We start from the raw sequence: 20,463 nt of genomic DNA, 5'->3' as shown, positions 1-20,463 counted from the left end.
CAGTCAGTGGCTCCAGGCATGGGATGCAGGCAGCGGTGCGTAGCCGGCGGCCAGGTCCTGGCCGCCATGCGGCAATACGCTGCCCGCATGGTTGAGCAACTGCAGCGCCAGGCGCTGCAGGTCCGGTGCATGGTGCAGGCGCACGGGCAGCAGCCCGGGCGCGTGGCCCAGATGGCGCTGTGCGCAGCGCAGCAGCGCGTCGATCTGTGACTGGCGCCGTTGCGCATCCTCGGCCTGGCTGCGGGCACCGGTCTGTCCGCGGCGCCAATCGTAGCTGGTCACATCCATGGGGTCAGCACCGGGCAGCAGCGGCGCCAGCAGGCAGCGCAGGCCGGCATGCACGACCAGCTGCTTGAGCTGGCGGTAGCAGCCCAGCACGCGGGGGCCGTGTTCGGGCAGCACCATCAGCGGGTGCACGGCCTGGCCGGGCAGATTGCGGGCCAGCGTGTCGGCATCGGCATACAGCATGACGATGGCATAGCCGCGCACATGGCGCTGCAGCCATTGCATGGGCGTCATGCCGGCTTGCCGTGCCTGCAGGGGCAGCAGCTCCAGGCCCTGGCGGGCAGGCAGCACGGCCACCGAGCTGTGACGGGGGTCGGGGTGCAGGCCGGTACGGGCCTGCCAGGCGCTTTGCTGCAGCAGCTGGGCCAGGCCAGGCGCGTCGGCCGCCTCGCCCTGGCTGGCATCGAGCACAAGGACGGGCATGCCCAGACGCTGCAGGCTGGCGCAGACCGGCCACAGCAGGGATTGCTCGGACTGGCCTTCAGGGTCGGCCGCCGTGTCGCGCAGCATGGCCAGCACACGCAGGCTGGACGGTGCTGCGGCGCCGGGCTGGCCGTGCAGGCCCAGGCCCTGGTGCAGTTGGGGGAAGGTCTCAAGCATGGCTGACCTCGCTGTCCATGGTGCTGGGGCTGGACGGGGTGAAGAAGAAGTCCAGGTCCAGCGCCTTGGGATCGAAGGCCGAGCGGGTGGAGGCGCGCATGGAGGCGGAGACCAGCTGCTGCGCATCGGCGCGCTCCCAGTCTTCGGGCACGCGCTGGCCGTTGGTCACGCCGCGCAGCTGCATCTGGTGGCGGATCAGCGTGTCCACCGAGGGGCCCAGCTTCACGGCCTCGTCCACCTTGGTGAGGATGGCCTGGCTGGAGCCGCGTGCCTTGAAGGCCTGCATCACATCGTCCAGCGCATCGCCCTGGCCGGCCGCGTTCACGGCCAGCAGCTTTTGCACGCCGGGCAGGTCCAGCAGGTCCAGGATTTCGTCCTTGCGCGGATCGCGCGGGGCCACGCCCGTGGTGTCGATCAGCACCAGCTGCTTGTTGGCCAGCAGGCCCAGCAGGTCCTGCAGCGCGGCGCGGTCATGGGCCAGGTGGGCGACCATGCCCAGCATGCGGCCGTAGGAGCGCAGCTGGTCGTGGGCGCCGACGCGGTAGGTGTCCAGGGTGATCAGGCCGACGCTGGAGGCGCCGTACTTGGCCGCGCACAGGGCCGCCAGCTTGGCCGTGGTCGTGGTCTTGCCCACGCCGGTGGAGCCCACCAGGGCGAAGACGCCGCCTTGCTCGTACAGCGGCTCCTGGCCGGCGTCGGTGCGCAGATTGCGTTCCAGCACCTGCATCAGCCAGCGCACGGCGTCGCCGGCGGACAGGTCCTGGGGCATGTGCTCGACCAGGGCGCGGGCCAGCACGGGGGAGTAGCCCGCGCGGATCAGCTTGTGCGTGAGATTGGCGTGGATGGGGTTCTGGCGCGTCTGGCCCAGCCAGGTCAGGGTGTTGAAGCGCTCTTCGATCAGGTCGCGCACGGACTGCAGCTCATCGCGCAGCGCCTGGGAGGCCATGGCTGGAGCGGGTTCGCTGCGCAGGGGCTCGCGCAGCGGCGCCTCGGCGCTGGCGCGCAGCGGATTGTGGCGGGCCACGGAAGGCGCGGGCTGTGCCTTGAACGGCTGCTGTGCGGCCATGGGCGCGGCGGCCGGCGCTTCGCGCAGGGCGTCGCCCAGGCTGCGGCGCTGGGCAAAGCTGGGCAGGGGCTCGTCGACGCCGGCCTCGTGGCGGCGGCGCAGCATGCGTTCGCGCACGTAGTCCTGGAAGGACAGGGTGCTCATGGCCAGTTGCTCGGTGTCTTCCTGCACGCTCTGGCGCAGGCCGGCAGGCTCGGCACCATCTGCCGACAGCGAGGCTGCCAGCGAAGCCGCCTGTGAGGGCGCCGGCGAAGGCTGCTGTGCCGTGCGCGGCTGGGTATGTGCCTGGATCAGCTGGGCCTGCAGCTGGGGACGCAGGCCCGTGGTCTCCTCGGCCGAGCGGCGCTCGATGGCCTGCTGCAGCGGCGTGCTGCTGGCGGCGGCCTTGCTGTGCTCCAGCGTGTCCTCGGCCGTGGCCATGACCTCGACGCCGTCGGGCGTGCTGCGGTTGGACAGGATCAGGGTGCCCGCTCCGAAAGCCATGCGCGCCTTGGCCAGGGCCTCGCGGGAGGTAGGGGCGTAGAAGCGTTTGATGTTCATGCGGATGCACCTTTAAGAATCGAGCCGATGCGGATGGTGTGCGTCTCGGGGATCTCGCTGTGGGCGAGAACCTGCAGACGCGGCGCCACGCGGCGCACCAGGCGGGCAATGGAGTTGCGGATGGAATCGGGGACCAGCAGGCAGGCAGGCAGGCCCAGCTCTTCTTGCTGGTTGGCCATGTCGGCCGCCTTCTGGGTGAGGATCTCGGCCACGCCGGGATCCAGTGAGGGGGCGCCGGGGTTGGACAGGGCCTGCACCAGCAGGCGCTCGAGTCCGGGCTCGATGGCGATGACGTTCAGCTCGCGGGTCGGGCCGTAGATCTGCTGGACGATGGACGGCGACAGCGCAATGCGCACGCGGCGGGCCAGCTCGACGGGGTCCTGGGTGGTCGAGGAGTGCTCGGCCAGCGTCTCGATGATGGTGCGGATGTCGCGGACGTGCACAGAGTCCTCCAGCAGCAGCTGGAGCACTTTCTGGAACGTCGTGATGGACACCATTTTCGGAATGACTTCTTCGATCAACTTGGGAGCCAGCTTGGCCACATGCTCCACCAACTGCTGCGTCTCGGTACGGCTGATCAGCTTGGCGGCATGCACTTGCATCAAGTGTGACAAATGGGTGGCCATCACGGTTTCCGAATCAACCACGGTAAAGCCTGCCATTTGTGCCGCTTCCTTCTGGCGTTCGTCGATCCAGTGGGCGGGCAGGCCGAAGGCCGGGTCGGTGGTCTGGGTGCCGATCAGCGGGGTGCTGATGCCGCCCGGATTGATGGCCAGGAACATGCCGGGGAAGGCCTCGCCCTCGCCCACCATCACGCCGCGCAGGGTGATGCGGTAGGCGCTGGGCTTGAGCTCCAGGTTGTCGCGCACATGCACGGCCGGGGGCAGAAAGCCCACTTCCTGTGCGAACTTGCGGCGCACGCCCTTGATGCGGGTCAGCAGGTCGCCCTGGCGGCCCTTGTCCACCAGGGTGATCAGGCGGTAGCCCAGCTCCAGGCCCAGCAGGTCCACGGGCTGCAGGTCGTCCCAGGTGGCTTCGCCGTCGCTGGGCGCGGCCACGGGGGCGGGGGCCTGGGTTTGCTGGGCGGCGCGTTCCTGCTGGCGGCGCGAGAGCATCCAGGCCAGCCAGCCCAGCAGTGCGCCCGTGCTCAGGAACACGACGTGGGGCATGCCCGGAATGACACCCAGCAGGCCCAGCACGCCGGCCGTGATGCCCAGCACCTTGGGCGACATGAACAGCTGCTGCGCGATCTGCTGGCCCATGTCGGTTTCCTTGCCCACGCGCGAGATCACCATGGCCGCGGCCACCGAGATCAGCAGGCCGGGGATCTGTGCGACCAGCGCATCGCCCACGGCCAGCAGGATGTAGCTGTCGGCGGCCTGGCCGGCCGACAGGCCGTGCTGGATCATGCCGATGGCGAAGCCGCCGATGATGTTGATCACCAGGATCAGGATGCCGGCGACCGCGTCGCCGCGCACGAACTTGCTGGCACCGTCCATGGAGCCGAAGAAGTTGGCTTCCTCCTGCACCTCGGCGCGGCGGCGCTTGGCTTCCTTTTCGTCGATCAGGCCGGCGTTCAGGTCGGCATCCACGGCCATCTGCTTGCCGGGCATGGCGTCCAGGGTGAAGCGGGCCGAGACTTCGGCGATACGCTCGGCACCCTTGGTGATCACCACGAAGTTGATCACCACCAGGATGGCGAACACGATCAGGCCGACCGCGAAGTTGCCGCCGATCAGGAAGTGGCCGAAGGCCTCGATCACCGCACCGGCCGCTCCGGGGCCGGTGTGGCCTTCCAGCAGCACCACGCGGGTGGAGGCCACGTTCAGCGACAGGCGCATCAGCGTGGTCAGCAGCAGCACCGAGGGGAAGGCCGCAAAGTCCAGCGGCCGGATCATGTAGGCCGCCACCATCATCACCATCAGCGCCACGGCGATGTTCAGCGTGAAGAACGTGTCCAGCAGCCACGGCGGAATCGGCAGCACCATCAGCGCCAGGATGGCCACCACCAGCAGCGGCGCCATCAGGCCCTGGGCGAACCTGGTGTTCTCGCCCGACCACATCGATTGCAGGGATTGGAGCGGATTCGTCGTCATGGAGCAGTACCTTCAGTGGTCGCGGCGGCGGGCGCGCGGCGGCCCTGGTGCGGATCGAGTTCGGCGGGCACGGCGGGTTCGCCGAGATCGCCAGGCATGGGGCCTTCGCCGCGCAGCGCGGCCTTCAGGCGGTAGACATAGGCCAGGACCTGGGCCACGGCCGTGTACAGCGCGGCGGGAATGGCCTGGTCCAGGTCGGCGTGCGCGTACAGGGCGCGCGCCAGCATCGGGGATTCGAGCACCGGTATCTTGTGGGCGCCCGCGACCTCGCGGATCTTCAGCGCCACCAGGTCCGTGCCCTTGGAGATGACCTGCGGGGCGGCCATGGTCTTTTCGTCGTAGCGCAGCGCCACGGCATAGTGCGTAGGGTTGGTGACCACGAAGTCGGCGCGCGGCACGGCGTTGACGCTGGCACGGTCGGCGATCTCGCGCTGCTTCTGGCGGATCTTGCTCTTGATCTGCGGGTTGCCGTCGGACTCCTTGTGCTCCTGCTTGACTTCCTCGTGGCTCATCTTCAGGCGCGACTTGAACAGGTAGGCCTGCAGCGGCACGTCGATCACGGCCATCAGGAACACCACCAGCAGCAGCAGGGCCACGCCGCTGGCCAGCCACTGCCCGGTCATGGTCAGCGCCATGGCCGAAGGCTGGGAGGAGATGGCGGCGATCTCGGCGATGTGGCTGCTCAGGAACTTCCAGGCCACGAAGGAGAGGATGGCCGTCATCGCCACCATCTTGGCCACGGTCACCATCTGCTGCTTGGAAAACAGATTGGTCAGGCCCGACAGCGGGTTGAGGCGGTTGAACTGCGGCTGTATCGGCTTGAGGCTCAGGATCCAGCCGCCGGCCAGCATGCCCGACAGCACGGCCGCGGCCGTGGTCACGGCGGCAACGCCCAGGGAAATCTTCAGGCCCAGGCTGCCCATGGACAGCATGCGCTCCATCATCAGGGCCGGGGTCTTGGCCGTGTGCGCGTCGAACGCCAGTTGCTGGGCCAGTGCCATGCGCAGGTGCTGGATCAGGGGCTCGGCGCCCATCAGCATCATCAGCGCGCCCGTGCCCAGGATGGCCAGGTGGGACAGGTCCCGGGAGCGCGCACCCTGGCCGTCAGAACGCGTTTTCTGCAGTTTGCGTTCGGTGGCTGGCAGGTTTTTGTCTTGGCTGGAGTCCATGGCGCAATGACGGAAGGATTTGCGTCATTGTCGGAACAAGCCGGATGGGCGAAGCCCCGATAAGCAGGGCTCAAGCGGCGCTTATGCGCTGTCTGGGGTGTGGTGCGGCAGGCAGCGGTATGCCGGCAAACCCTTGCCCCGCAGCGGGAAGGGTTGCCGTGCAAATGCAAATGCAAAGGCGCATGGCGCCTCGGGGTGTGTCAGAACCCCAGGCTGGCCAGCAGATCGTCCACCTGGGACTGTGAAGTCACCACATCGGGTGTCTTCTCGGGATCGACCACGGGGCCGGCCAGGTGCTCCTTGGGCTTTTCCAGCGGCTCCAGCGCCGTCTGCTGCGGGTTGGGCGAGGTCTGGATGAGCAGCTGCACCAGCTGGTCCTCCAGGTCGGCGGCCAGCGACACCACGCGGGCGATGACCTGGCCCGTGAGATCGTGGAAGTCCTGGGACATCATGATCTCGGTGAGGTGCTCATCGGCCTGCTGCGTGTCCTGCTCGACCTCTTCGAGGAAGTTCATCACCCGGCCCTTGGCCACGGCCGCCACGGGATCCTCGACCAGCTGCGCGCGCATGGCGCGCACGCGCTCGGCCAGCCGGTCCTGCTGGCTCTTGGCCAGCTCGACACGGTTGAGGACCTTCTCGGCGGCCTCTCCGGTCAGCCGCGCAATGTAGGAAAGGCGGCTTTGCGCATCCGGCAGCTCTCCCATGCTGCCGCGCAATCGGTCCGCATAGCCCAGCTCGTTGAGCGAGTCATGCAGCTGGCGCGTGAGAACGCCTACCTTGTAGTGGACGCTGTCGGGGACATCCGGGTTGCTCATGGCGCGCGCCCTACAGGCCCAGCTTTTTGAGGATCAGGTTGACTTTCTCTTCCAGCGTGGCCTTGGTGAAGGGCTTGACGATGTAGCCTGCCGCACCGCCCTGGGCCGCTGCCACGATGTCCTCCTTGCGGGCCTCGGCCGTCACCATCAGCACGGGAAGGTGCTTGAGTTTGTCGTCCTGCTTGATTTCGGTGAGCAGCTGGAAGCCGTTCATGTTCGGCATGTTGATGTCCGTCACCACGAAATCGAACTTGCTGTTGCGCAGCTTGTGCAGTGCCACGACGCCGTCTTCGGCTTCATCGGCTTCGGGAAAGCCGCTCTCCTTGAGCAGATTGCGCACGATGCGCCGCATGGTGGAGAAGTCGTCAACGATCAAAAAACGCAGGGCATTAGCCACGTGAGGCCCTTTCGGTCGGTAGGTGCTCGGTACTGGTAAGAATCCGCCGCGATGGTAACAATATGAAACCTTCTTGGCGCAATGTGGGAATTTTCCTGCTTTTCGGCAGCATCGGGCTCAAACCTTAATTTGTTACACGATCAGGTGACGCGGGCGCCGAAGGGGCGGCTGCGGCTGCGGGCGCGGCGGCAGCGGGCTGCTCGGCAGTCTCGCCGGCCGTGGCTTCGGCTGCGGCTGCATTCGCGGTGCCGCCGTTGCCGCCGGCCAATGACGGCGGCAAGGCGTTGCGCGTCACGGGCCCACGGTGGCCCAGCAGGCGCTTTTCGGCCTCCTGCGTGAGCACGGTGATGGTGATGCGCCGGTTCTGGGGCGCGCGCGGATCGTCGGGCAGCAGCAGGTCGCTGCTGGCCAGGCCCGTGATGCGTGCCAGCTGGTTCAGGGGCATGCCGGCGGCCACCAGCTCGCGGCGCGAGGCGTTGGCGCGGTCGGCCGACAGCTCCCAGTTGCTGTAGCCGCGGTCGGCATTGCCGTAAGGGGCCGCGTCGGTGTGACCGGACAGGCTGATGCGGTTTTCCGCGCCTGCCAGCGCCGCGCCCACCTCGCGCAGGATGTCGCGCATATACGGTTTGACCAGGGCGCTGCCGCTGTCGAACATGGGGCGGTTTTGCTCGTCCACGATCTGGATCTGCAGGCCGTCGGGCGTCACGTCGGTGCGGATCTGCGAACGGAATTCGTTCAGGCGCGCATTGCTGGTGATCATCGCGTCCACCTTGGCCTTGAGCGCCTTGATGCGGTTGGAGTCCACCTGGGCCTGATCGGCGCGGCCCGAATCGACGCTGGTGCGCCGGTTGGAGCTGTCGGCCGCCTCGGAGCGCCGTACCTGGCCGTGCACCTTGGCCAGGTCGTTGCCGCCGCCGGGAATCACGCTGGAGCTGTTGCCTGCACCGTCGCCGCCCGCCATCGCCACCTTCAGCGGCGAGGAAAAATACGCCGCGATGCCCTGCAGCTCGCCCTTGGCCGTGGAGCCCAGCAGCCACATCAGCAGGAAGAAGGCCATCATCGCGGTCACGAAGTCGGCGTAGGCGATCTTCCAGGCGCCGCCGTGGGGCGCATGCGCCGTCTTCTTGACGCGCTTGATGATGATCGGCTGTAACTTTTTCTCTGCCATGGCTTGACGCTGCTGGGTGCAGGATTACTTCTTGCCCTTGACATGGGTTTCCAGTTCCAGGAAACCGGGGCGTTCGGTAGAGAACAGCACCTTGCGGCCGAACTCGATGGCGGTGGCGGGGTTGTAGCCCTGCATGCTGGCCAGCAAGGTGGTCTTGATGCACTCCAGTTCCTTGGCGGCGTCCTGGGCGCGCTGCTCCACCAGGCCGGCCATGGGCTCCACCAGCGCATAGGCCAGCAAGATGCCCAGGAAGGTACCGACCAGGGCCGAGGCGATCATGCCGCCCAGCACCGAAGGAGGCTGGCCCACCGAGCCCATGGTGTTCACCACGCCCAGAACGGCCGCAATGATCCCGAAGGCGGGCAGGGCGCCGGCCAGGCGGGTCAGTGCGTTGACGGGGGCATGGGCCTCGGCGTGGTGGGCCTCGATCTCGCTGTCCATCAGCGACTCGATCTCGTGGGAATTGAGATTGCCCGACACCATCATGCGCAGATAGTCGGTCAGGAACTCCACCACATGGTGGTCCGCCAGCAGCTCGGGGTACTTGGTGAAGATGGGCGACTCGTTGGGTGCCTCCACATCGCCTTCGATGGACATCAGGCCCTCCTTGCGGGCCTTTTGCAGAATCTCGTACAGCAGGGCCATCAGCTCCATGAAGCGGGCCTTGGTGTAGCGCGAACTCTTCATCACGCCAGGGATGGCCTTGGCCGTGGCCTTGAGCACCTTGGGCTGGTTGCACACGATGAAGGCGCCGATGGCGCCGCCGCCAATGGTGATCATTTCAAAAGGCAGTGCCTTGAGAATGACCTGGACGTTGCCCCCGTGCAGCACATAGGTGCCGAAGATGCAACCGAAGGCGACGATGTATCCGATGATGACAAGCATGGGAGTGGATTCTGTCAGAGGTGTCCCGATGGAAAAGTCGGAACTGGCTTGGAAATGCGCGCTTGTTTTGACACTGGGCCGTGGCGGGGTGGCGGCCATCGACGAACCCATGGCTTGTCAAGCTATCGGCCGCAGGCATCCATACTTGAGAGCCCTGAGATGAAGGTGTAAACGCGCCGCTGCGCGCCAAAAGCCTGAAAAGGCCGGCAAATCGGTGCCTGTTTGAATCTTGCAAGGCGGGCGCTTAACGGTGGATCGCGCGGCGCGCATGCGAGGATAGTCGGCACAGTTTTATTCTTTGTGTCACCGCGCGCACAAGCGTGCCGACCGCGGGCCGGCCTGATACTTCCTCTGCTCCACCGCCATGCCATCTTCACCCCTTGCCAACGCTTTTGCAGCCCCTGCGCAGCCGCCCAGCATCGACAGCGAGCTGACCCGCATCCGCGCCATGGTCGATCGCGCGCAGTTCCTCGAAGCCCTGTCGGAGCTGGCGCAGCTGGTGGCCCGGGAGCCGCGCAACTCCAAGGTCTGGCTGCACATCGGCTTTGTCTACGTGCGCATGAGCATCTGGCCACAGGCCATGGAAGCGTTGCAGATGGCCTTGGAGATAGAGCCCCGCATGCCCAACGCCCAGCGCCTGCTGGCCCTGGCCCTGTTCAGCACGGGCCGCAGGCAGGAGGCCTGCGACCTGATCGACGACGCCTGCCGCCATGCCAAGAACGAGAACGCGCACTGGATGACGCGGGCCTACATCCACTCGCACACCAGCAGCGACCCGCTCAAATCCCTGGAAGTGGCGCGCGACTGGGGCCGGCGCTTCGCCGACCCGCTGACCCGCAACGCCAAGCCCTTCCCCCCGCGCGATCGCAACCCGCGCAAGAAGCTCAAGGTCGGCTATGTCACGGCCGACTTCCGCCAGCACTCGGTGGCCTTCTTCATGCGGCCCGTGCTGGAGCACCACAACCCGGACAACGTCGAGATCCACGTCTACTCCAGCGGCCGCCCCGACGCGATGACCGCAAAGCTGCGCGCCCTGGTGCCGCACTGGCACGATGCGGTCGAGCAGACCGACGAACAGCTCTACGAGCAGATCCGCGCCGACGGCATCGATGTGCTGGTGGACCTGTCCGGCTTCACCCTGGGCCACCGCCTGGAAGTCTTCGCCCGCCGCGCCGCGCCCGTGCAGGTGACCTGGCTGGGCTATATGCATACGCTGGGGATGAAGGCCATGGATTACCGGTTGGTGGATGGCGGTATTGCACCGCCCAGCCATGCGCCGTATTACTCTGAAAACCTGTTCCAACTGCACTACATGGCTAGCTACGCACCGCCAGAGGATTCACCGTTGTGCGAAGAGCCTCCCATGCTGCGCAATGGTCATCCGACCCTCATCTCGCTGAACAATTCAGCCAAGCTGACCGATGAAATGCTTGCGGTTTGGGCCAGTATTCTTCATGCGCGTCAGGACGCACACCTGATCATCATGGTGAAAGAGCAGGACGCCGATGCGGCTCAAGCCCATATGCAGCCGCGTGTACAACTGGCAGGCATGCCCCTAGATCGGGTCAGCGTTCTGCATCAACAGCCGTTGGAAAGGTTTATGGAGTTGGGACATATCGCAGATATCGCACTGGACACCTCTCCTATATCTGGTGGCACAACCACATTGCATGCTTTGTGGATGGGGTTGCCGATCGTGGCCTTGGACGGTGAGCGCGGCGGAGATGCATCCACCGCGCGGACGTTGCAGACCTTGGGATTCAACGACGAAGTCTCGCTTGATATAGATGGTTATGTCAGTACCGCACTGCGATTGATGAATAGCCCTGATCTTTTGGCCGAGCGACGCCAAAAGGTACGGGCATGCATGCTCGATTGTGTGCTGATGGACTATCGGAACCGTACAGCCGAGCTTGAGCGGGCATATCGATTCATGTGGCTTAACTGGTTGCGTGGTGACCAAAAAACGCTGAGTGTCGGAGAAGAGTTGGAGCCCCTGTTGGCCGCTGCCTGTGCAAAGGCGGCGGCATGAATCACGCCTTGTCTTCTGAGCTGCCGGACTGGGTGCCGTTGCTTGTGCCTGATATGCCTGCCCCACAGGCGTTGCAATACTGGCTTGAACGCATGCACTCTGCTCGGCAGTACTCCAATTTCGGTCCATTGGTTAAAGAGTTAGAGAGCACTTTTGCCAATGTCTTTGATATTCCACAGGAGCAACTGACAACTGTTTCCAATGCCACTCAGGGGCTGGAGCTGGTCTTGCAAGCACTGGATTTATCCCAAGGATCCCGAGTGCTGCTACCGGCTTTCACATTTGTGGCCAGCGCTACCGCCGTTGTGCGTTCCGGCAATGTGCCTGTGCTTGCCGACGTAGACGCGATGCATTGGATGCTGACACCGGAAATCGCACGATCCGTTTGTGCAACGACCCGCATAGATGCTGTTATGCCGGTTGCGACCTTCGGAACACCGCATGACATGAGGGCTTGGCATCAGTTCGAGTTGGAAACCGGTATTCCTGTAGTCATCGACGCTGCTGCCGCTTACGGTAGCCAATGGCTGGACGGCGGGGAGGGAACACTGGTATTCAGCATGCATACAACCAAGAGCCTGCCTGCCGGCGAGGGTGGACTCATTGTTTCATCGCGCCCACAACTGAGCGCGAAAGTGCGTCAGCTTTCAAACTTTGGCATCAACTTGGATCCTCACGCTAAATTGCCCGTGGGTGCACTGGCTGGCATGGGAACGAATGCCAAGATGAGCGAATATCACGCAGCTATTGCTTTGGCTTCTTTGAAGACATGGGATGACCATGCAAAAGAAAGGCAGCGGTTGCATGCTGAGTTGCTTGAGGAGTTGAATTGCGCGAGCGGATACCGTCTGCTGTTTCAAGCTCAGGGCAATGGAGGTCCCAGAGTGGCGCCTACCTTGATGTCTGTGCAATTGCCCGATGAGTCTGCCCGTCAGCGTCTGGAACAAACTTGTGAAAAAGGTAGGATCGTCACACGCCGTTGGTATCAACCGCTACTCCAAGATATGCCTGCACTGCGAAATCATTGCCATGTGCTCGAGGCTCCAAATGCCAAGGCGTTGGGCAGAACTCTGTTGGGACTTCCTTTTTTTCTGGGGATGACACTGCAGCAACGTAGCACCATCAGGGATGCAGTGGCGCAAACGTTTGCTACAAGTTAATTTGATTTGAAAAATCGAGGCTTGGCTCAATTCCTCGCCTGGAGCTATCCGATCTTCCTGGTGAAATGGTCGCCTATCGTGGAGCGAGAACCAAAGATTGCGAGACTACGGTCCAGCTCATGATCAAAGTTATTTATGAGGTTGTTCCACCACTGCTTATCTGGAATGGCATTATTGTCGTACTCCATGCTGAAAAGCGAGATGTATTTAAGTGAGAAGGTCTCAAGTTCTGGCTCCAAAGGAATCAACTTCGCTCTCATGAAATTGAGAGAGTCTTCCAATGTGGAGTTTGGGATTCCCAGAATTGCTGCATAGCTTGACCAAACGTAATTCTCATTTGAGAGTCGGACGAATTGGGAGTAATGCATATCCGGAGATACATGCAAGCTCGGATCGTCGCTTGGGCGATTGTCTTCAGGAATGCTCCAGAGAGCCAGCATGTCCTCCGAGCGAGAGACCATGAATGCCTCTGATATTTGAAATGGCATATTCCTCATGGTCCAGCCCATATGGAATCCAATCTTGCCTGCTTGGTAATTTCCCTGAATTCCGAAGGACGCGCTTATATATCGTCTAACATCGCCGAGAATGATATTTCCACTTCTGACTCGAATGGAATATCTAAATCCTTTGCGGTGTATTATTTCTGCGCCAGCTTTGGCGGTCCGAATCATATAGTTTCGCCGCAAAGGCCCGGGGGTTTTTGGTGCATCGACTTCTATAATGTCATCTACCCATCTGGCGCAACGGCCCAATATCTCTGGTGACTGACCAGTGTCAGTCACCAGACAGTGGTAGTCATTGGGGTATCTATAGCGCTGATAGGCAAGGGCTAACTCTGTAAACGGGAGAATTGGTCCTTGGGTAAAAAAGCCTATATCCGAGAAACGCTGCTTGGGAGGGGGTGGGTAATCGATATTTTTCTGCAGATATCCCAATTCCTGAAGAATATCGTGACTACGGGTCCCATATTCAAGTGCTTGTATGCTTTTGAATTTTCCAAGGCTATTGATTTGGTGTGTGATCTCTACGCATGATCCGGAGAAGATGAGGATGAATATTTTTTCCGGATCTTCATTGGCTAGAGCATCAGGTGATCTGACTTCGATGCCGTTAATTATCTTGCCCTGATTTTCTAAGTAGGGGCAAATAGTGTAGGATACATCGATACCTACCAACTGATAGAAGTTCTTAAAAAACTGGCCGGCGCCCCAACCGATAAATTTTATTCCTTTTAGATCAAGAGAGGGATATCTGATAGATATCCGCGATAGCCCGCCGTGAATAATTGCCATGATGAATTTTATAGAGATTCTGTGCAAAGGGCATCAAGTAGAATTTGAACTGACTTGCCAGATAGTTCGACCCGTGCCTTAGGATTGAGGGTTTCCTTGGAATTGAAATTATCGGAAACCATGTTGATGGTCAAAGCCTGCCTCTTGCGAAGCATGGCAAGCAGATATAGATAATAGGTCTCCATATCCACGCCAAGTACACCGGCGTCCCGGTAGGCATGCCACCAATTGGTTCTGTCATCGTAGAAATTATCGGAAGCGAAGAAGGATCCTACGTGTACTTTGTGAGGATAACCTTTTGCCGTGTGCATTACTTTTTCTAGTAGGTCATAACTACAGCAGGAAGATAAGTGAGCTCCATCCGCACGGTTTTTGCCCAGTTGGCTGTCGCTTGATGCGGTTAGTGGAATGACCAGATCGCCAAGCTGTACATGATCCTGGAAACTACCGCAGGTGCCGATACGGATGATGCGCTGCACGCCATAAATATCGAAAAGCTCTGTTGCATAAATTCCCAAGCTGGGTTGGCCCATGCCGGATGCCTGAACGGAAATACGCTGATTTTTGTAATAACCAGTAAATCCGAGGCAGTTGCGAATGCTATTGACCTGCTCTGCTTTTTTGAGGAAATTTTCTGCAATAAATGCCGCTCTCAGAGGATCGCCGGGCATTAGCACCGTTTCTGCGTAGGCGCCGGGCTGGGCTTCAATGTGGGGCGTCATGGAGTAATTCCTTGATCATCCGATATTTTGATTTGTTGACATGATTGGCGACATCGAATCCCTCAAGAAGAGAAAGCTTGCTTTCGAACTTCGCAAGAATGTTGAAATCTGCCTGGAGTAGTTCAATTTCAATGAGTTTAATTACACTTTCTCGAACTGTGAAGCTGTAAAGTACAACAACTGCCTCGTTGGAAGTGAATATATGACAATCTTTATGAATCTTGAAATCAAACTGGGATGATAAAAGATTCAATAATGTGAGTACCGATTGCGTCTTGGCTTCGTGTGCGAGAGGAATAGTCAGCTCAAAGCGATTCAGGGAATTTGCATTCGAATCCTTGACGGTGATATCGGATGGGAATGTTGCGCCTGAAGGCTGTTCTCTATAACGAATGAACTCGATCTTTTTGTTTTCCGGAGTGAAGTAGTAGTCGGAAGAATTGACGCATTCATAGGAGAAATCAGAGTTTTCAGAAAAAAGTTTTATGAATTCTTGCTCGCTAACTTCATTTGCAAGATATTTTTTCTCAATTTCTGTGTCAGGGGAAATTCCGGTTTTTGAGATGTATTTGTTGTAATTTTCCCAAGTTCCTATATCAATATAGTTGTTGCCGTGGGACTTGTTGAATCCATATATATTTAGGATGTCTCCAATCTCTTTTGTTTTGCTGAAGACGTCCTCTTCGTGGAATTTTCGAAGATTGCGTCCGTCAAATTTTATGATTCCCCAGAATCTTTCTGAGTTGTTTTCAGTTTTCGCGGATTTTACCTCAAAGCGATTTCCGCATAATGTCAATCTATCAACTCTGGTGCTATTGGATGTTGTGAAAAGTCCTGCGCAAATGCCGGAGTTTCCGAGCATCTCCATAAATGGATTTCCATCAAAGATACTGTCTGGAAGGCCGAAAAGACATTGATCTTTGTCGTTGATGTTGGAATTCAGATAAAAATCCCGGAGAATCTGAGCGAATCCAAGTTCCTTTTGCTCTATGTGGACGAATTTTTGGGCGTCCGAATAAAATTCGGAAACATCTTGCTTGGTATTTTTTCCATGGATAAAGAAAATCTTTTCTGCTCCAGCGAAAAGCATTTTTTGAACCAAATGATTGGATACAGGATTGTAGAACCCGTAGTTCTTCTGGGGGAGCATTTCTTTGGAGAACGGCAGCCCAAGTCTTGTGCCTTGCCCTCCAATTGGGATGAGTCCGTAAATCATAGAATCCCTTAAGTGATGTGTGGGTGAAGAGAGGCGTCACCTACCATATGTGTAAATCGGTGAAGAATAGCGGGGGTCAAAAAAAGTCTTTGCCCGTATATCCTTGTTGTAGTGCTGTGGCCAGCCTAATTCACAGCCTTGTCCGATCTCTATGCGTGGGGCAACAACTGCCCCATTTCGCAAAATGCAGAACCCGCCGATCTGAGCTGCATCGCCAATCACCGCAGCGCCTTCTATCCAGCAGGAGTTGCGGATTTGGACGCCTGCACCAACCCGAGAGCCTGGAAGCAGGACACTGTTGTAGCCTATTCGACTGCCCAGACCAACGACAGCGTTATCGCCGATAAAAGTATTGGGCCCCACTTGAACATTGCCCGCCACGGCCGCTCTGGGGCTGATGAAGCTTGCCAGTTTGATGCGGTGATTCATGACCGCCTGCATCAGCTCGGCTCTCTTGAAATTACCAAATCTTTCGTCAATCGCGACAAAAGCAGTGCCATCATTTTCTGGAAGATCTTTAAGTGATTCCAGATCAAATCTGTATTGAGAGTCCTGAGGTATGATTATTCTCTTGATAAGCAGCTCAGGATGCGCTCGACTCCAGGCATCGTGGGCAATATCAAGGAAGGAGCTATCGAGGCCAATAATCCATTTACAGTTCATGACTGTCTTCCATTAGGGTGGTGTACCAGCGCTCAATCTGTTGATTGGTTGATTCATAAGCACCTTGAGTTGGCACCGGGGCATCCATGTGCAGCGTCGATTGCAGTTGCTCAAGAATGTCGTAGTCCTCTGTCAGGATGCGCTGACCAGCATGCATTGCGGCCAGTAAAACCTGGGCAGAGGTCGCATAAGCATTCTTTTTCCGAGCGGTGAAGTAGTAAACCTCCACATCCGTGCGATCAGGCGCTATTGGTGTGTGGTTTTCGATCGTGAAGGTGTGACCACCATCTCCACTGGCGATATGGGTGTTGGGATAGGCAAGCCAGTTGAAATATGCATCGTCTGTGCGTGGGTCTGCTTTCGATCGTGTCGAGGCGTGCCAACGGTCTACATTTCCATGCCATTCAAAGCGTGAAAGCTTCTCGATTATCCCTTCTGGCTTGCCGCCCAAACTAAAGCCACGCATTTCTTGGCGTAGCCCTTCGGGACTGGTGTCCGATAGTGGCTGCTCGGACTCTTTCGCGGCAGTCGAATCCACATCGATTGCGAAACTCACAACCGGGGCTAGGCTACGAGGGTGGACGTATGCGACATGGTTGGCATCGCGCAAATTCTCATAAGGCAACTTCCAGTTGAAATTGCAATTCCATGTGGTGACCATGACTTCGTTGTCATAGGAATTTGAACTGCTTTCCAGTGATTCTATAAAATCGGCTGAGAACTGCTCTTCCAATGGGTAGGGCTGCGGATCCAGGTTGACAAATATGAGATTACCGACGATGCGTAAAGCGAACTCGCGCAATTTCAGGGACTGCTTTTGCGCTTCATCGAACTGATAGATTGCATCACAGTGTGGAATATTGCTGACTTGTCCCGTCGCATTGTATTTCCACGCATGGTACGGGCAGATCAGCGGGCGGCAGCCGATGGCATCCTTCTGCAGGGCAGCACTACGATGCAGGCAAACATTCTCGAATGCATGAAGTTCCCCATGAAAATTTTGGATGACTATAGGTAGGCCTGCAATCTTTCGTGTGATGTACGAGTTGTTCTTGGGCAGCAAAGTCTTGAGTCCGGCAAATTGCCATGTTTTTCGAAAGATTCTTTGCTGCTCCTGGGAAAATACTTCGGAGCACAGGTAATACCTTGGGTGCATACGGGAACGCATCAGCTCAATTCTCAGGCAATATGGAATGAAAGATGACTTTGGCGGGATTGCCAAAGACCGTCGAACCGGCCGGGACGTCCTTGACAACCACAGCTCCTGCACCGACGGTGGCGCCCTCGCCGATTTGTATTCCAGGGAGAATGGTCGCGTGCGGATTGACTACGGCTCTTGCGCCTATACATGTCCCGCCACCAATAAAAACCATGGCACCAATCTGGGCGTAGTCGCCAATATGAGCGTCATGCCCAACCACGGTCATGGTGTGAATGTTTGCGAAGTCGCCAATCCATACATCGGGACTGATCTGAACTCGGCTGCAGAGGATGCAGCCCTTTCCAATGCGAATCCTTGGATTCAGGAAAGCTCCGGTAAGCAAGGGAATGAACTCCGCACCTCGCGTGAGCAGGGGCTGGGAATAATCATGCCTTGCGGCTGGAGCGCCTATGGCGCATACAAAGGCATCTTCTGGGGCTGGCACATAGTCCAGCGGGTTGCCAAGAATGGGGGTGTCACATCCGGTATCGCCCAGCAATCCCGGGCGGCTGTCCAGAAAACCTTTGATTGTCCAGTCTTTGCCATTGGCGGGGTCATCCTGCATTTGTGCAAGGACTTCGCGCCCCCATCCCCCCGCACCAATGATCAGTATCTTGTGTATCAAAGAATCGCTCCTCCATCCATGACCAGGCTGGTTCCGGTGACCCAGCGGCTGGCGTCAGAAAGCAGGTACACCGCCGCATTGGCGACATCCTCTGGAGTACCGAGGCCTAGGGGGTGTCGGATTTTCTGGGCTTCAAGCTGGTCGGCTCCCCACATCGGCGTGACCACGGCCGAAGGGGATATGCCGTTGACCCTGATCTTGCGCTTGGCCTGCTCCAGTGCCAGACAGCGAATGATGCCCGTCAGGCCAGCCTTCATTGCCGAGTAGGGGCCTACACCGCGAGTGCCGATGTGTGCAGCCGTGGAGAGCAGAAAAATGATGGACCCGCTCGGTTCGAGCGCTCCTGTCTGGAGCAGGCGCTGGGTCAACATGACAGGCGCGAGAAAGTTGATGGCATACATGTCTGTCATCGCTTGCTCACTGAGCTGCCGGATTGGGCAGTGCTTTTGCTGTCCCGCGCAATGCACCAAACCATTGACTGATGAAGCAATGGTCGCCAGGCGCTCGCGGTCTACCGAAGAGGTCAGATCTGCCGACATCTGTACATGGTCGGCCCCCTTCTTCAACCGGGTGTAAGTCTCTTCGAGTCTCTTTGCGTCGCGTCCCGTGATGATGAGGCGAGCTCCGCGCTGGGCACAAGTGATTGCAGTCTGCCGTCCAAGGCCGGAAGACGCACCAGTGACAAGAATCGTCTTGCCTTTGAGAGTGAACGGATCGTGCACTGGGGCGTTCATGCGTAAATGTCCATGGGAATGGTCAGACCACCGTCAACGATGAAATAGTTGCGCGTCAACCAGCGGCTTGCGTCCGAGAGGTAGAACACCGCCGCATAGGCGACATCTTCTGGCTCGCCCAGTCCGAGAGGTGCCAGCTCAAGCAGGCTGCCCATGTTGGCGCCGCCCTGACTCAATCCATCGAGCAAGGGCGTGCGGACATAGCCGGGTGCAATGCAGTTGGCTCGTATGCCTTGCTTGGCCACTTCCTGCCCCAGAGTGCGGACGGCTCCCAGCAATGCGGCCTTGCTTGCCGCGTAGGCAGCGCTGGCCATGGGGCCGATGTGCGACGCGACCGATGTGACGAAGACGATGGAGCCCTGAGGGGAAATGCGCTTTTTGGCGAGCAACCCTTTGGTCAGCAGAATCGGTGCGAACGTATTGCTGGCAAAAATTTCGTCCAGGTGCGTCTCGTTGACCATGCGAAACGGCACGAGCTTGGAAATTCCTGCCGCGTGCACTACGCCGTTGAGTACGCCTGCCGCCGTGACCAAGCTGTCCAAATCTGCCGCATTGGAAAGGTCGGCAACGATGGATTGATGTCCATCGCCCTGCAGGGCCTCGTAGGTGGAGGCCAGCCGGTCGGGGTTCCGGCCGGTGATGACCAGTTCAGCGCCTTGCTCGGCGCAGGAAATGGCAATCTGCCTGCCTATGCCGGAAGAAGCGCCGGTGACGAGAATTCGCTTGCCCGCCAGCGAGAAGGGATCGGGGGTACTCATTGCTCGACCATTGCTGGAAAGCGGGCGCTTTCTATGTCCACGATGGCCGTTCCCCAGGAAAGACCAATGCCGAAGCCGCACAGCAGCAGTCTGGCCCGGGCTCCGTCCAGCTGTTCGTGCAGGCGGGCAGTCACGGTGACCGGAAGCGAGGCGCCGCTTGTGTTGCCGAAATCGTGCAAAGTGGAAGGCACCTTTTCTGCAGGCAGTCCCAGCTTCTTGCGGATGGTCTCGTTGATCATCCGATTGGCCTGGTGAAAGATGAAATGGTCGATGCTGTCCTTGGATGTCCCGGTGTGCTCCAGCAGCTTTTCGACCGATGGCGGGATGCGCTGGGTGGAGAAGCTCAATACGGCAGGGCCATCGAGGATCAGGTCCATGGGAGAGCGCAGCACGCCATGCTGATCGCGTGTTGCCATGAGGTGCTCCACGCCAAAGGGCTCACGATGCCCGCCTGCCGGCAGCATGATGGCGCGGTAACCGCTTCCGTCGCTATTGAGGTCGAATTGCATGGGTGCTGCGCCGGGCGAGAACTCCAAGGCGGTGGCAGTACCTGCGTCAGAGAACAGAGGGTCCTTGACACTGCCGGACTTGTCTCCAACCAGCACCAAGCCCTTTTTGATGCCTCCAGCCGAGATCATGCTGCCCAGCAGATGCAGGCCGAATGGATAGCCTGAACAACCCAGGTTGACGTCGAAGGCGATGGTTGTATGAGGCAAGCCCAGACGGTCCTGCATGATGATGGCCGTGGCCGGAACGAGGTAATCCGGCGACTGGGTGACGACGATCAGCGCATCAATCTCTTCGCGCTGCCACTGCAGCTCTTCGAGCAGTTTTTCGGCGGCAGCCAAGGCAAGGTCGGAAAAGCATTGCCATTCAGAGCACAGGCGCCGGGTCTGGATACCGATGTTGCGCACCAACCTTTCCCGCTCCGAGCGTTGCGAAGGTGGGCAGTCCTCCAGATTGGACACTACCCGCTTGGGAACGCAACTGGCCATGCCCGCGAAGCGGACGTTGTGCAGAGTGGACAGCGCCATGG

General features: G+C 59.5%; 19 protein-coding genes. 2 read left to right on the top strand and 17 right to left on the bottom strand.

Annotation, left to right across the window (positions count from 1 at the left end):
* Window positions 1-3 precede the first annotated feature (3 nt).
* From AC5I49_RS10000 to motA, 8 genes are all read right to left on the bottom strand, one after another.
* A complete protein-coding gene (locus AC5I49_RS10000) occupies window positions 4-885 on the bottom strand; it encodes a hypothetical protein (protein WP_495789267.1) in 882 nt (293 codons plus the stop codon).
* Window positions 878-2,491, bottom strand: a complete 1,614-nt coding sequence (gene flhF / locus AC5I49_RS09995; protein ID WP_047327025.1) for a flagellar biosynthesis GTPase FlhF — start codon at window positions 2,489-2,491, stop codon at window positions 878-880. Before flhF ends, AC5I49_RS10000 begins: the two co-directional genes overlap by 8 nt.
* Window positions 2,488-4,587 (bottom strand): flagellar biosynthesis protein FlhA, encoded by a 2,100-nt coding sequence (gene flhA / locus AC5I49_RS09990; protein WP_016454350.1) that lies wholly within the window; start codon window positions 4,585-4,587, stop codon window positions 2,488-2,490. Before flhA ends, flhF begins: the two co-directional genes overlap by 4 nt.
* Entirely contained in the window at window positions 4,584-5,756 is a 1,173-nt protein-coding gene (locus AC5I49_RS09985; protein ID WP_016449289.1) for an EscU/YscU/HrcU family type III secretion system export apparatus switch protein, read from the bottom strand. Before AC5I49_RS09985 ends, flhA begins: the two co-directional genes overlap by 4 nt.
* Window positions 5,757-5,956: 200 nt before the next feature.
* Entirely contained in the window at window positions 5,957-6,571 is a 615-nt protein-coding gene (locus tag AC5I49_RS09980; RefSeq protein WP_016449290.1) for a protein phosphatase CheZ, read from the bottom strand.
* Window positions 6,572-6,581: 10 nt separating this feature from the next.
* Entirely contained in the window at window positions 6,582-6,968 is a 387-nt protein-coding gene (gene cheY / locus AC5I49_RS09975; protein WP_012202534.1) for a chemotaxis response regulator CheY, read from the bottom strand.
* Between the two features lie 124 nt (window positions 6,969-7,092).
* A complete protein-coding gene (gene motB, locus AC5I49_RS09970; RefSeq protein WP_495789266.1) occupies window positions 7,093-8,136 on the bottom strand; it encodes a flagellar motor protein MotB in 1,044 nt (347 codons plus the stop codon).
* 24 nt (window positions 8,137-8,160) lie between these two features.
* Window positions 8,161-9,021 carry a flagellar motor stator protein MotA gene (gene motA, locus AC5I49_RS09965; protein ID WP_016449292.1) on the bottom strand — a complete coding sequence of 287 codons (861 nt, stop codon included), beginning with the start codon at window positions 9,019-9,021 and terminating at the stop codon, window positions 8,161-8,163.
* Window positions 9,022-9,385: 364 nt separating this feature from the next.
* Between motA and AC5I49_RS09960 the strand changes: the two genes are divergently transcribed.
* Window positions 9,386-11,053 (top strand): O-linked N-acetylglucosamine transferase, SPINDLY family protein, encoded by a 1,668-nt coding sequence (locus AC5I49_RS09960; RefSeq protein WP_495789265.1) that lies wholly within the window; start codon window positions 9,386-9,388, stop codon window positions 11,051-11,053.
* Window positions 11,050-12,213: a DegT/DnrJ/EryC1/StrS family aminotransferase gene (locus tag AC5I49_RS09955; RefSeq protein WP_016454348.1), complete on the top strand. Its 1,164-nt coding sequence runs from the start codon at window positions 11,050-11,052 to the stop codon at window positions 12,211-12,213. The genes AC5I49_RS09960 and AC5I49_RS09955 overlap by 4 nt, the downstream gene beginning before the upstream one ends.
* 44 nt (window positions 12,214-12,257) lie before the next feature.
* Here AC5I49_RS09955 and AC5I49_RS09950 read toward each other — a convergent pair whose 3' ends face one another.
* The 9 genes from AC5I49_RS09950 to AC5I49_RS09910 are packed head-to-tail and all read right to left on the bottom strand — an operon-like array spanning window position 12,258 to window position 20,461.
* Entirely contained in the window at window positions 12,258-13,508 is a 1,251-nt protein-coding gene (locus AC5I49_RS09950; RefSeq protein ID WP_016454347.1) for a hypothetical protein, read from the bottom strand.
* Between the two features lie 8 nt (window positions 13,509-13,516).
* Window positions 13,517-14,230 carry a purine-nucleoside phosphorylase gene (gene deoD / locus AC5I49_RS09945; RefSeq protein WP_016454346.1) on the bottom strand — a complete coding sequence of 238 codons (714 nt, stop codon included), beginning with the start codon at window positions 14,228-14,230 and terminating at the stop codon, window positions 13,517-13,519.
* Window positions 14,214-15,446: a hypothetical protein gene (locus tag AC5I49_RS09940; protein ID WP_016454345.1), complete on the bottom strand. Its 1,233-nt coding sequence runs from the start codon at window positions 15,444-15,446 to the stop codon at window positions 14,214-14,216. The genes deoD and AC5I49_RS09940 overlap by 17 nt, the downstream gene beginning before the upstream one ends.
* A gap of 36 nt (window positions 15,447-15,482) precedes the next feature.
* Window positions 15,483-16,109, bottom strand: coding sequence for an LbetaH domain-containing protein (locus AC5I49_RS09935; RefSeq protein WP_151019347.1), 627 nt, complete (start codon window positions 16,107-16,109; stop codon window positions 15,483-15,485).
* A complete protein-coding gene (locus tag AC5I49_RS09930; protein WP_016454343.1) occupies window positions 16,099-17,277 on the bottom strand; it encodes an aromatic ring-hydroxylating oxygenase subunit alpha in 1,179 nt (392 codons plus the stop codon). Before AC5I49_RS09930 ends, AC5I49_RS09935 begins: the two co-directional genes overlap by 11 nt.
* Window positions 17,278-17,281: 4 nt before the next feature.
* Window positions 17,282-17,935, bottom strand: a complete 654-nt coding sequence (locus tag AC5I49_RS09925; RefSeq protein ID WP_016454342.1) for an acetyltransferase — start codon at window positions 17,933-17,935, stop codon at window positions 17,282-17,284.
* Window positions 17,932-18,669, bottom strand: a complete 738-nt coding sequence (locus AC5I49_RS09920; protein WP_016454341.1) for an SDR family NAD(P)-dependent oxidoreductase — start codon at window positions 18,667-18,669, stop codon at window positions 17,932-17,934. Before AC5I49_RS09920 ends, AC5I49_RS09925 begins: the two co-directional genes overlap by 4 nt.
* A complete protein-coding gene (locus tag AC5I49_RS09915) occupies window positions 18,666-19,427 on the bottom strand; it encodes an SDR family NAD(P)-dependent oxidoreductase (protein ID WP_016454340.1) in 762 nt (253 codons plus the stop codon). Before AC5I49_RS09915 ends, AC5I49_RS09920 begins: the two co-directional genes overlap by 4 nt.
* A complete protein-coding gene (locus AC5I49_RS09910) occupies window positions 19,424-20,461 on the bottom strand; it encodes a ketoacyl-ACP synthase III (RefSeq protein WP_016454339.1) in 1,038 nt (345 codons plus the stop codon). Before AC5I49_RS09910 ends, AC5I49_RS09915 begins: the two co-directional genes overlap by 4 nt.
* Between the last annotated feature and the right edge of the window lie 2 nt (window positions 20,462-20,463).

The sequence above is a fragment of the Delftia sp. genome (assembly GCF_059499305.1).
Note: the sequence above shows the minus strand (reverse complement) of the source record. Positions and strands in the feature narration are given on the sequence as shown.